The sequence below is a fragment of the Bacteroidia bacterium genome, assembly GCA_027493955.1.
Classification (GTDB): domain Bacteria; phylum Bacteroidota; class Ignavibacteria; order SZUA-365; family SZUA-365; genus JAOSJT01.
Genome location: JAOSJT010000001.1, coordinates 1,514,137 through 1,526,829 on the forward strand (window position 1 = coordinate 1,514,137; position 12,693 = coordinate 1,526,829).

Sequence of the window (12,693 nt, forward strand, 5' to 3'; positions counted from 1 at the left end):
ATCAGTTTTTAAGATACGAAGCAACCGGGAAAAAGATGCGGTAATTTTCCGTCCCCAAGTCTGTGCCGCTCCCGGAGCAGCGTAGCGGGCGGAACGGGGAGGCCGGTTACGCCAGCTTGTATATCACGACCGGATCGCTGCAACCCTTGAGAAGAGCGGTGCCGAGACTCTCGGTGAAAAGCGAGTGATGCTCGATGCGGCTCCAGGTGCTGCCGGAAATGAGCACGGAGCTGTTGTAGCTTTTATTGAGCTGTTCGATACGCGAGGCGAGAATGACCGCGCTCCCGGTAACGGAATACTGCCGCCTTCCCGCCGCCCCGATGTTTCCCGTCACCGCTTCACCCGTATGCACGCCTATGCCAATGCGTGTGAACGGAATCGCTCCCTGCGCGTTCAGACGCTCGACCGCGGAATGCATCGCCAGTGCGGCGTTCACAGCGTCGCTTGCATGTGCCGCATTGCCTACCGGGGCGCCGAACGTGGCCATGAAACCGTCACCCAGAAACTGATTGACAATGCCGTTGTTTCTCTCGACGATGGGGATAAGCGTACCGAACACGGTATTGAGATAGCTCACCACCTCGCGGGGCGGACGACTGCCGACCAAGGGGGTGAAATCGCGGATGTCGAGGAACAGAACGGTCACGGTGCGCAGCACCCCCTCCGCGTGTTCCGGATGGTTGAGTAATTCTGCGGCGACGGGCTCGGATACCTGCTGTCCGAAGAGCTGTATCACCTGCCGTTTCTCCTCCGCCGCACGAAGCATGCCCGCGATGCGCAGGCGCAGGAGTCTGGTGATGAGGGCCGCGGCCGCGCCGGCCGCCAGCAGCAACACGCAACGCGAGGTGTAGAACAAAGGCGAGGCGAAGACGGGGTCCACCGACGATGTGTCACTCGTCGAAAGCACGTACAGCACCAGTGCGCAGTATTGCGCCGCGGCCAGGACGCCCGTGAACAGCGAGAGACCGGCGCTCAGTCGCAATACGGAAACGATGATAAAAATGAAGTACAACGCGATCATGGGCGACAGCAGCGCGTGCACGGGATGCACCGATTGTCCGACAAGAAGAATGCCCACTCCGGGGAGGGTGATTTCCACGGTGACGTTGGCGATTCTGCCGAACAGTGGAACGCGTCTGCGCTTTTTCTCGAAGGCAAGAAACAGGAAAGAAATCGCGCCCTCGTACAGGCCGATACTCAGCAGCAGCATGAAAACGGGTTGACGAAAGGCCGGAATGCTGAGGGTCGCAAGCAGCTTGTGCGGCAACAGAGCCGAAAGAATGACGACCATGAGCGCGGTGGAAAAGAAGATGACCGAGAGGATGCGCGCACGAAGCTGTTCGCTGCGTGCCGTCTCGATATCCAGTTCTTCACCGGGTTTCAGCCAGTTGTGCATCAGTGCCGCCTCCGTCGCGCATTGTCCGGTCTGTGCGCCGCCCCCCCACCCAGCACTGCCTCCTTCTGTCTGCGCTTTCCGGCGAGAGTGCGTTCCACGAACAGCGCTTCACCCGTGAAGGGATGCAACTCCGTGTGATACATCACGGAGGCCCAGGTTCCGGGTGTGGGCGTGAAGATCTGCACATGCTCGGCGCTCACCCCCAATCCTTCCGCGGCCACTCTGCGCAGAGCGTGCATGTGCTGTTCTTCACAGCCGGGATACGCGGCGATGAAGTAGTAGCTGAGATACTGCTTCTTTCCTGCGACACGGGATCGTTCGACGAACAATTTTCTGAAGTCCAGATAGTCCTCCAGCCCGCCTTTCCCCATCAAATGCAGGATGCCGGGGTCGGAATGCTCCGGGGCGAGACGCAATTGTCCGGAGACATGATACGCGGCGAGCTCGTCGAGAAAACGCATGCCGCATTTCTCGTCTGCAAGCAGCAAGTCGGGCCGGATGCCGCTGGCCACGAACACATGCCGAATACCCGGGAGGGCTCGCAATTTTCTCAGAAGTCGCTCGTAGCGGCTGTGGTTCACCGGCATACTTCGGCACAGATCGGGAAAGGCGCAACGTTTGTCGTCGCAAACACCTTTTGCGAGCTTCTTCGCGCATTCGTACCCGTACATGTTTGCGGTGGGCCCACCCACGTCGGGTATCACTCCGGTAAATTTTCGATGCGTGCTCATTCGTCGGGCTTCGTCGAGCACCGACTGCTCGCTCCTCCATCGAATCGTCCTGCCTTCGTGCACAGCTATAGCGCAGAAGTTGCATTCGCCATAGCAACCGCGGTGCGTCTGAACGGAGAAGCGAATCGTATCCAACGCCCGTATCACTCCCTGCCCGTTGTAGGACGGATGCGCATCGCGTTCGAAATCAAGCGTATAGACCCCATCGAGATCCTCCTGCGTCTCCCATGGCGGAGGCGGATGATGGATAAGCCACCTGTCCCCATGCCGCTGCTGCAAGCCCTGTGCCGTGTGCGGATCGAGATTGCGGTAAAACGCATCGAACATTCGAATAAAGGCCTGCGGATCTGATTTCACTTCTTCAAAGGACGGGAGATCCAGATACTCTGCACGTGCGTCCCGCGCGATGCAGCAGGTGCCCGGCACCGCGTCGACGGCTTCACCGTGACGGAGCAATTCCGCGAGATGCAACACGGTGCGTTCCCCCATTCCATACACCAGCAGATCGGCTTTGGCATCGAAGAGAATCGAGCGCCTCAGCGCATCATCCCAGTAGTCGTAATGCGCGACGCGTCGAAGACTTGCTTCGATCCCTCCCAGAATGATCGGCCGTGTGGCGCGGAAGGCGCGGCGGATCAGGTTCGCATAGACTATCACCGCGCGGTCGGGACGGCGCGTGTTCTCTGCCCCGGGTGTATAGTCGTCGCTGCGGCGCTTCTTTTTCAGGGCGGTGTAATTCGCGACCATGGAATCGACACTGCCTCCCGTCACACCCCAGAACAGTCGCGGCTCGCCGAGCGCGCTGATATCGGCGAGGTCATGCATATTCGGTTGGGCGATCACACCGACGCGAAACCCTGCTACGAGCAGAGACTTGCCGATCAACGCGGTGCCGATATGCGGGGCGTCGATATAGGCATCACCCGTGACGAGAATGACGTCCAATTCCTCCCATCCGAGGGTACGCATTTCCTTCAGGCTCATGGGAAGGAACATACGGCCCTACCTCCGCTCCCGGGCATCGGACCGACCGTAGCTGCGGAATTTCTCTATGACGCGTTCCATCTCCTCGTCACCGAGAAGAACCGGCGTCCCGATTGCCCTTGCCTGATACTGTATTCGCGCGACGAGTTCCACCTCCTCGGCCACCGTGTACGCGTGTTCCACATCGTCGCCCACAGCCAGCAAACCGTGATTGGCCAGCAGCACAGCGTTGCCGGCTCCCAACGCATCCACGGCGTTGCGCGCGAGCTGTGTGGTGCCGTAGGTTGCGTACTCCGCGACGGGTACCGTTTTTCCCGCGAAGCCGATCAGGTAATGCACCGCCGAAATTTCCTCTCGCAGGCAGGCAAAGGTGGAGGCATAGGGCGAATGCGTGTGCACGACGGCTCCGCAACCGGGGCGCACCGCATACACGGCGAGATGCATCGCAAGTTCACTGCTCGGAGGCCGATGACCGCTCAGGGTGTTGCCCTGCAGGTCGACGAGCACAAGATCATCCTCCGTCATGGACGCGTAGGGAACGCCACTCGGACTCACAAGCACACAGTCCGCGTCTTCAGGGCGGATGCTGATATTCCCTCCCGATCCTGTGGTCAGACCGGAGGAGAGCATGGATTTCAGGGCGCCGACAAGCGCAGCGCGTTCAATGTTGTAACTCATGACTTTTCTCCTTCGCCGGAGCGGAAAATCTCGCTTCAATATCATGGAAAACCCGGAGCAGCGCTGTCTGCGTTTCCGGTTCCGATGCGCTGTGACCCGATGCGGGCGTGAGCAGCAGAGTGGACAGGGGCAGGGCCCGATGCAATCGCCACGCAGCTTCGGGCGGACACACGACATCATAGCGGCCATTGACTATCCAGGCAGGTATGTGCGCGATGCGTCCGGCATTCCGCAGCAGTTCGTCGTCGCCGAGCCAGCAGCGATGTGCCATGTACACGTTTTCGAACAGCGCGAAGGCGAGAGGATTTCCCGTTTCGAGCCAGGCTTGTACCCTCCGCAGACGCGTGCTGTCCCGGTCCACCGCACTCGCCGCTGTTTCATACCATGCCCACGCACGCGCGACGCGCAGCACGGCGAGAGAATCATCCTGTTGCAGCAACTCCGCGAGATACCCCGGAAGCGGACGGCGGGATCTGTCCGGAAGCACGGTGAGCAGTTCTTCATACAGGTCCGGAAAAAAATTTGGCCAGCCTCCGTGATACAGATGATCGATTTCCGCATCCGTTCCGAGAAAAACACCCCGGAATACCAAGGCGCATACGCGCCGCGGATACCGTTGCGCGTACGCGAGCGCCAGAGTACTTCCCCACGATCCTCCGAACAGCACCATGCTGTCTATTCCCAGGGTCATGCGAAGTTTTTCGATGTCGTCCACAAGGTCCCAGGTGGTGTTCTCCCGAAGCTCGCCGTACGGCTTCGATCGGCCCGCACCCCTCTGGTCGAACTGGATGATATTGAACACTGCGGGATCGCACAGCCGTCTCGCGATGGGCGAGCTGCCTCCCCCGGGGCCGCCGTGAAGGATAACAAGCGGCAAACCATCAGGATTGCCGCTGCATTCGTAGAACAGTTCGTGCAGATCCGAAACGCGCAGATAGCCGCTCTCCCGCGGTTCGAGCGCCGGCCACATGCCGCTCTCTCCCTGTCCGTAGGCATGGAAAAGAGCGAGTACGCCGAAACCAAGGAAAAACAGAAAGTGCCGTTGCATAAAAAAACCTCGAAATTCAATCTACAGAACCTTGCATCCATGCGCCAATTCTGCCATTTTGGATTCTTCAATGGTATCGTATATTACAGTGTCACGCTGATATCAACTTACGTTCACTTTTCCATAACTGGAGGAACCATGAATCGCTACCAGGATTTGCTCACGCTTGTTCAGTCGTTTGAAGGCGATTTCGAAAAGTTTTTCGTCAAAGGCAACAAGTCGGCCGGAACCCGGGTGCGTAAGCACATGAACGAGCTCAAGAAGTTCGCCCAGGATCTTCGCAATCAGGTTCAGGATATCAAGAAGGCCGAGGAAGGCAAGTAAATGAAGCCGGCGACGCACTCGCCGATTCATCTCTCGCTTCCCGGGGCGTTCCATTATGAGCACACCCTCTATTCGCATGGATGGTGTGCTCTTCTCCCTTTTTCACTGGATACATCGTCGAACGTGCTCCGCCGCACGATCACCCTCCCGCGACGGCGCACCGCCGTTCTGACTTTTGAACCGCAACGCAATCATTCCATGCGTTGCGGCATCGAGCACAGAGGCGCGCTGCGGGATGCTGACTGGTCCGTTGCGCAACAGAGCATTCGCAGCATGTTTCAGTTGGATCAGAAGCTCGACGCGTTTTATCGCCGTATCTCCCCTGATACACGTTTCGGATGGATGGCGCAGAAAAAGACCGGGCGCATGCTCCGCGGCCTGACGTTTTTCGAGGACGTGATAAAAATGGTCCTGACCACCAACTGCGCCTGGTCGCTCACGGAAACCATGACGGAGCGGCTTGTGCGCCGTTTCGGCACGCCCGCCGGCGCCGACAGTCCCGCGTTCCCCGACGCGGAAGCGATTGCCGATGCGAGCGAGGCCGAACTGCGATCCGAAGTCAAACTGGGGTACAGGGCTCCGTATGTTCTCGCGCTCAGCAGGCGGGTTGCTTCCGGGGTGCTGGATATCGAGGCGTTCAGAACATCCACCGCTCCGGCAGAGGAATTGTACAAGGAACTGCTGCGACTCGAAGGAGTCGGTCCTTACGCCGCCGGCAATCTCCTCAAACTGCTCGGGCGTTTCGACTATCTCGGTCTCGACAGTTGGTGCCGCGCGTCATTCTCGAAACTGCACGGAAATGGCGCAACCGTGTCCGACGCCGAGATCGAGCGCTTTTACGCAGCATATGACGAGTGGAAGGGCCTTGTGATGTGGCTCGACGTCACGCAACACTGGTACGCGGAAAAATTCCCCTTCCTCGCCCAAACGTGATGCACCGTCCGAGCGCTCCCTCCGTAACGGTGCATGCCTGCCCGTTATCGAATCCCGTAGTCGTACCATTGAGAAAATATCCCCTTCGCCTGCTTCCGGCAATACTCACGATGCGTTCAACCATCTCCCGCTTCCCGCTCCGCCGTCTCTCTCTTTTTTCCGCATTGCTCTGTGTCGTATTCACGCCGATGCACGCTCAGGAGGAGGATTACGTACGCCTACACCGCGAAGCCGTGGTGGTCGACGGACACAACGATGTACTGGGACGCGTCGTTTCGGGCACGCGTGTGGATGTGCGGGGCTCGACCGGACATTCCGATCTTCCCCGTTTCCGCGAGGGAGAACTGGACGTGCAGGTGTTCAGCATCTGGGTCCATCCGAAGAAGGGTGTGCGCGATGGTTGGATCAGCGTCCGTGCGCAGCTGGACTCGCTCCATGCCATCGCGAAAAGGCATCCTTCGCAGCTGCGTCTGGTGCGAACGGCGCGGGAATTCGACGCGGCGTCCGCAGCGGGAGCGTTGGCCGCAGTCATCAGCATCGAGGGGAGCAGTGCACTGGACGGAAAACCGGAACGCATCAGGGAGTTGCACGCAAAAGGACTGCGCGTTTTCGCCCCCACCTGGAACTACAGCGTGGACTGGGCTTCCTCATCAGTGGATGAAGCCGCGGGTAAGAAATCCATAGGTCTCACCCATCATGGCAAGCGGCTCGTGCGTCTGCTGGACTCGCTCGGTATCATTCTCGACATCTCGCATCTAGGCGCTCGTGCAGCGGCCGATGCGCTGTCCGTCACCCGCAATCCCGTGATCGCCTCCCATTCATCGTGTGCCGCGCTGAGACCGCATCATCGCAACCTTACGGACGAACAACTCCGCACCGTGGCGAAGCGCGGTGGCGTGGTGATGATCAACTTTTTCCCGCCCTTCCTTCTTTCCGGTATGACCTCCGCCAAAGTCGCCGCGACACGCAAGCTCTGCACAGCGTTGGATATACTTGCCGCGAAACACCCACGTCGTGGTACCGCGTTTCTGAAAGAATATGACAGACTACTCGCTTCCGCCCGCAAGAGCGGGCTTCCGACGCTGCTGGACGTCGCGGACCACATCGATCACGCGGTGCGCATCGCTGGTGCCGCATCGGTGGGGCTGGGATCGGATTTCGACGGCATCCCCTATGCGCCAGCCGGCCTGCACGATGTCACCTGGCTTCCAATGCTGACGCGCGAGTTGTTGCGGCGCGGACACAGCGAAGGCACAGTCGAGGGGATTCTCGGAAAGAATTTCCTGCGTGTGTTCCGGCAGGTGTGCAAAGAATAACAGAAGGATTCTTCACGGAGAGCCGGGGTTGGGAGAGCGAGAGGCAGTGACGACGCACACGCGCTCAAGGCCACTCTCGACGCACCGCGCACGCGTGCAAATTCACACATTTTGCGCACTCGCCGGGATTTGCGATCTTTGTATGATCCGTCATTTTTTCCGCATATCTGGAAATTCACATACCATCAGTTCAAGGACAGACGCATGAAAATTCATGAGTACCAGGGAAAGGACATTCTGAAACGCTTCAACGTCCCCACTCCTCAAGGCGGTGTCGCCACATCCCCCGCGCAAGCGGTGAAGGTCGCGCAGAAGCTCGGCGGATCCCTGTGGGTCGTCAAATCGCAGATACATGCGGGCGGTCGTGGCAAGGGAAATATCTATGATCCCAAAACCCGGGCGCTCATTCTCGATGGCGGTGTCAAGGTCGCGAAATCCCTGAAGGAAGTCGAGGAATACACGGCGAAAATGTTGAAGAACCTGCTCGTGACCATACAGACCGGTGAAGAAGGAAAGATCGTCAACCGCGTCCTGATCGAGCAGGGAGTGAACATCGCGAAGGAATTCTATGCCGGTATGCTTCTCGACCGCGCACAGTCCAGGAACATTATGATGGTATCCACCGAGGGCGGCATGGAAATCGAGAAAGTCGCGGAAGAAACACCGGAGAAAATTCTCAAAGCCGTCATCGATCCCACCATCGGTTTCCAGGCCTATCAGGCGCGCGAACTCGCGTTCGGTCTGGGCCTGAGCGGCGCGGCGTTCAAGAATGCCGTCAACTTCATGATGAAGCTCGCGCACGCGTACGAGGAACTCGACGCCTCGATGTTCGAAATCAATCCCCTGGTCCTGACCAAGGAAGGCGAGATGATCGCGCTCGACGCCAAAGTTGCGCTCGATGACAACGCGCTGTATCGTCACAGCGATTTCGGCGCAATGCGTGACACCACCGAAGAAGCTCCGCTGGAAGTGGAGGCATCCAAATTCAACCTGAACTACATCAAGCTCGATGGCAACGTCGGCTGTATGGTCAACGGCGCAGGTCTCGCCATGGCGACGATGGACATCATCAAGCTCGCCGGCGGCGAACCCGCGAATTTCCTCGACGTGGGCGGCGGCGCGAGTGCCGAGACCACGGAGCAAGGATTCCGCATCATCCTGAGCGATCCGAACGTGAAAGCGATTCTGATCAACATATTCGGCGGCATCGTCCGCTGCGACCGCATCGCCAACGGCGTCGTCCAGGCCGCAAAAAATCTCAAGCAGCTGAACGTTCCTCTCGTCGTCCGCCTTGCCGGAACCAACGCCGAGGAGGCCGCCGTCATTCTCGAAAAATCCGGTATGAATTTCATGGTGGCGCACAACTTCAAGGAAGCCGCGGAACAGGTCACGCAGGCGCTCGCAGCCAGGAACTGACACGGACAGGTGTACAGCAGCAGCGGAGCAGAAATGCTCCGCTTTTTTTTTCGATTGCGCGATATTACAGTTCTCTTACAGGGATTTATCCGCATTACAAAAGATTAATGCAACCCACGAAACCGATGCCGGAGCAGGTGAATCACCATTTCATCCAATGAATACAGGCCTCCCCGCCATGTACCCGCAACCGATCCTGCGGAGGCATGGCGCCGCGTCGTCTGCGAACTTGTGCTATACGGATTCTGTCGAATAAATTACCACCGTTGACAGTGCAACACCATTGTTCTGCGAGGTACCATGAAACGCCTGCTCCACATTCTTCTGATATCCCTGCTGACCACTCTGGGCGCACACGCACAAGTCGGCTGGTTTGATCAATCCACGGGGGACGAAACAGTACTCTTCGGCGTCGAGATGCTCGACGCATCCGTCGCTGTCGCCGTGGGTCCGGATGGGGTGATACTCCGCACCACCGACGGCGGCTCATCCTCGAAACTGGTCCCGTCCGGCACGCAAAACGTGCTGCGCCGCATTCGCTTCCATAGCCCCACTCTTGCCGTGATCTCGGCCAATGACGGAGAAATGCTGAAATCCACCGACGCGGGCGCCACGTGGGCACCATTGCAGACGGGCACGACGAAAGGCCTGTACGATGTGCACTTCTTTGACGAAAACCGCTGGCTCGCCATTGGCCAGGGTGCGTACGTCACCGAGACCACGGACGGAGGCGCAACCTGGAAGCAAAAGGCTTCCGGGATTAACAACTGGAACGAAATCGCTTTTCGCGGTTCTTTTGGCCTCATGGCCGGAAACAAGGGTGATATCAACGTCAGCACCAACGGGGGAGCAAGCTGGACAAAGCGCTCCTCTCCGGACGATCTCGAACTGCGCTCCGTGTGTATCCTCGACGACAGCACCGCCGTGATGTCGGGCATCAACGGAACGCTGATCAAGACAACGAACAAGGGAAGAAACTGGAAGCTCGTTTATGCGTCCATACCCATGGCATCCAACCGTGTATCCAGTGTCCGCAGCCTCACACGCGATCACCTCGTCGCTGTGGCCTACGGCGGCGTGATCATCGAATCCTGGAATGCCGGAGAAACCTGGGACCCGCAGAACAGCATCACCGGACAAAATCTCGAAAGTCTCTCCTTCATCAACAGCAAGATCGGCACAGTGGTGGGTTGGAACGGAACAATACTCCGCACCAGCAATGGAGGAACAATGTCGGTGCGGCACGACGGTGCGGCGTTACCGGTCGGACTGCGCATTCTGGAACAATATCCCCTCCCCTTGCGTCACGACGCCGTTGCAGCCGGCATCCTTCGTCTCAATGTGGAAGAGGCTGGTCATGTGCGCATCACCGCGGTGGATGTGCTGGGCCGCACACGCGCCACGCTCTTCGATGGCTATCTCGTCGAGGGCAGCCACAGCGTTGCACTGCAGCCATCCGCGCTCAACGCGGGGACCTACATTCTCCACATCGCGCAGAATGCGCGGGCTATCACCGGAAAACTCGTTATTGAATAGCAGAGCCAGATCTCTTGAGCAATAAACGGACGGCGCTCGCCGTCCGTTTACCATTTGCGCGCTTCGTTCAGCAGCCAGGTTGCGGTGACATCGAGGACGCTGTCCAGCGCGGCGGTGCTCCCCGCAAAAGGATGGACCGCTCCGAAGGTATGATCGGTATTGGGGATAACGTGCAGGGTCGTGTTGCTCGCATCGGCTGAACTATACAGTTTCCGCCCCTCATCGAGAGGCACGGAAACGTCCTGATCGCCGTGGAGGATCAACCACGGCCGACGGATACGTCCCGCCGCGGCAAGGATATCGAGGCGTCGGCTATTGATTTCCAGGTCGTCGAGCATGCAGACCCCCATGGGCATGAGCTGATTCGTGCGCGCGTTCAGGATTTCCATGCGCCCCTGCTCACGCCACTGCTTCTTGATCTTGGGTCCCCAGCGGTCGAACGTGCTGACGCCCGCCCAGGTAATCACCGCTCTGATGCGTGCATCCTCCGCGGTTTTCACGACACTGATTCCGCCGCCGAGCGAATGCCCGAGCACGACGAGCTTCGCAGGGTCCGTGCGCTCTATCCTGAGATCCCCGCCTTCAACAGCATTGATGACATCGTCGAGATCCTCAAGCTCACGCGAAGCGGTGTTCCGCTCGAACCGGTCGAGAGCGGTAAAATTCAGCGGGTCATCGCCTATCCCGTTGAGAGAAAAATTGAAGCGCAGGACGGAGATGCCGTGCGCGGCGAGGGTGTCGGCCGCAAAAGGAAACATCCCCCAATCTTTGAAACCCTTGAATCCATGACAGATGATGAGCAAGGGAGCGGCTTCCCCTGTCTCAGCCGGATGAATGTTCCCGCGGATGAGATCCCCGTGTCTGTTGGTGAGAGCGAAATCCTTCTTGTCCATGCCTATGCTATGTTGTGTGTGTTGCCTATCTTGTTCCAGCAAAGTAGCGCCTTCCACCGCAACGGACAATATGCAACTCCCTCAACGAATAGCACTTGTGCACGACTGGCTCACCGGCATGCGTGGCGGAGAAAAGGTATTGGAGGTCTTCTGTGAACTGTTTCCTGAGGCACCGGTATTCACACTTGTCGCCATTCCCGACAAGCTCAGCGCGACACTTGCCTCCCGCCGCATCGTTACCAGTTTCCTCCAGCGCATCCCCGGCATAGAGCGGCGGTACAGACATTTTCTTCCCCTCTTTCCGCTGGCGATAGAGCGCATGGACCTTCGAGGATACGATCTCGTGCTCTCTTCTTCCCATGCCGTCGCCAAAGGTGTGCGCCCGGACAAACATGCCTTACACATCAGTTACATACACACACCGATGCGCTATGTGTGGGATATGTTCGATCAGTATTTCAATGCGGCCAGTACCGGCAGCGTCGCACTCGCGGTGATTCGACTCATCGCCGCACGGATACGGCGCTGGGACGTTCGGAGTTGTTCGCGTGTACATCATTTCATCGCGAATTCCGCGTACATTGCCGACCGCGTCGTACGGCACTACCATCGAGACGCCACCGTGATTCACCCGCCGGTCAGCGTCGAGCGCTTCACCATCGGAGCGGGAAGCGGAAAGGGTTTCCTGGTCGTTTCCGCGCTCGTTCCGTACAAGCGCGTGGACCTTGCCATCGAGGCCGCAAATGCGCTCGGAGAAGAACTACGCATCATCGGCGACGGACCGGAAGCGTCAAAGCTGCGCGCAATGGCGGGGCCGACCGTTCGTTTCGACGGCTGGGTATCGGACGAAGAAATTGCGGCCGCCTACAGCAGTTGCTGTGCACTGCTCTTCCCCGGCGAGGAGGACTTCGGTATTGTCCCCGTGGAGGCGATGGCGTCTGGACGACCCGTGATCGCATACGGCCGAGGCGGGGCGACGGAGACCGTGCGCGATGGGCAGACCGGACTGCTCTTCAACGAGCAAACGACGGCATCCCTCATTGCAGCGATGCAACGCTTCGACAGACACACCTTCGACGCAGCGGCCATACGCAGACATGCGGAGGGTTTCAGCCGGGAGCGCTTTGCGGATGAGATCCGGCAATTCGTAACACATGCCTGGCAGGAATGGCGATTGACGGCGCATGCTGTTTCCGAATGAGTTGATGGTAGTTGAGCGGCAGCTTCGGCGGTTTCGCCGATGCCGTGGTTGAAACCGGGTCTTTGCGGATGCTTGGTTTGGGAGAAGCGAACAACACCGTGCGCTACACGTCGACCCTTTTCAGCCGAATGCAGGTGGTTTATGCATCGCCCACTTTGTGACCGAATGTGGGCGTTTCATGAATCGCCCGTTTTTTTACCCGAAACGCACTTCCATCGTCCTCGGTGTTGGAGAGGC

At 58.7% G+C, this 12,693-nt stretch carries 11 protein-coding genes; 6 read left to right on the forward strand and 5 right to left on the reverse strand.

Annotated features, from left to right (window positions below; genetic code table 11):
* Positions 1–106: 106 nt before the first annotated feature.
* The 4 genes from M5R41_06050 to pip are packed head-to-tail and all read right to left on the reverse strand — an operon-like array spanning position 107 to position 4,837.
* Positions 107–1,396 (reverse strand): adenylate/guanylate cyclase domain-containing protein, encoded by a 1,290-nt coding sequence (locus tag M5R41_06050; GenBank protein MCZ7555949.1) that lies wholly within the window; start codon positions 1,394–1,396, stop codon positions 107–109.
* Positions 1,396–3,123: a YgiQ family radical SAM protein gene (locus M5R41_06055; protein ID MCZ7555950.1), complete on the reverse strand. Its 1,728-nt coding sequence runs from the start codon at positions 3,121–3,123 to the stop codon at positions 1,396–1,398. The genes M5R41_06050 and M5R41_06055 overlap by 1 nt, the downstream gene beginning before the upstream one ends.
* Positions 3,124–3,129: 6 nt before the next feature.
* Positions 3,130–3,789 (reverse strand): class II aldolase/adducin family protein, encoded by a 660-nt coding sequence (locus M5R41_06060; GenBank protein ID MCZ7555951.1) that lies wholly within the window; start codon positions 3,787–3,789, stop codon positions 3,130–3,132.
* Positions 3,773–4,837: a prolyl aminopeptidase gene (gene pip / locus M5R41_06065; GenBank protein MCZ7555952.1), complete on the reverse strand. Its 1,065-nt coding sequence runs from the start codon at positions 4,835–4,837 to the stop codon at positions 3,773–3,775. The genes M5R41_06060 and pip overlap by 17 nt, the downstream gene beginning before the upstream one ends.
* 138 nt (positions 4,838–4,975) lie before the next feature.
* On the opposite strand from pip, the gene M5R41_06070 reads away from it, so the two are divergent.
* The 5 genes from M5R41_06070 to M5R41_06090 all read left to right on the forward strand — a co-directional run bounded on the left by M5R41_06070 (position 4,976) and on the right by M5R41_06090 (position 10,362).
* Positions 4,976–5,161, forward strand: a complete 186-nt coding sequence (locus M5R41_06070; GenBank protein ID MCZ7555953.1) for a histone H1 — start codon at positions 4,976–4,978, stop codon at positions 5,159–5,161.
* Positions 5,162–6,094 carry a hypothetical protein gene (locus M5R41_06075; protein MCZ7555954.1) on the forward strand — a complete coding sequence of 311 codons (933 nt, stop codon included), beginning with the start codon at positions 5,162–5,164 and terminating at the stop codon, positions 6,092–6,094.
* Between the two features lie 110 nt (positions 6,095–6,204).
* On the forward strand, positions 6,205–7,410 hold the full coding sequence (locus M5R41_06080) for a dipeptidase (GenBank protein ID MCZ7555955.1): 1,206 nt from the start codon (positions 6,205–6,207) through the stop codon (positions 7,408–7,410).
* 204 nt (positions 7,411–7,614) lie between these two features.
* Positions 7,615–8,826, forward strand: a complete 1,212-nt coding sequence (gene sucC, locus M5R41_06085; protein ID MCZ7555956.1) for an ADP-forming succinate--CoA ligase subunit beta — start codon at positions 7,615–7,617, stop codon at positions 8,824–8,826.
* A gap of 300 nt (positions 8,827–9,126) precedes the next feature.
* On the forward strand, positions 9,127–10,362 hold the full coding sequence (locus M5R41_06090) for a YCF48-related protein (protein MCZ7555957.1): 1,236 nt from the start codon (positions 9,127–9,129) through the stop codon (positions 10,360–10,362).
* Between the two features lie 47 nt (positions 10,363–10,409).
* On the opposite strand, the gene M5R41_06095 is transcribed toward M5R41_06090, so the two are convergent.
* On the reverse strand, positions 10,410–11,255 hold the full coding sequence (locus M5R41_06095) for an alpha/beta hydrolase (protein ID MCZ7555958.1): 846 nt from the start codon (positions 11,253–11,255) through the stop codon (positions 10,410–10,412).
* A 70-nt stretch (positions 11,256–11,325) separates the two neighbouring features.
* Here M5R41_06095 and M5R41_06100 point away from each other — a divergent pair, with 70 nt between their 5' ends.
* Complete coding sequence (locus M5R41_06100) at positions 11,326–12,456, forward strand: glycosyltransferase (GenBank protein MCZ7555959.1); 1,131 nt, start codon at positions 11,326–11,328, stop codon at positions 12,454–12,456.
* The last annotated feature ends 237 nt before the right edge of the window (positions 12,457–12,693 follow it).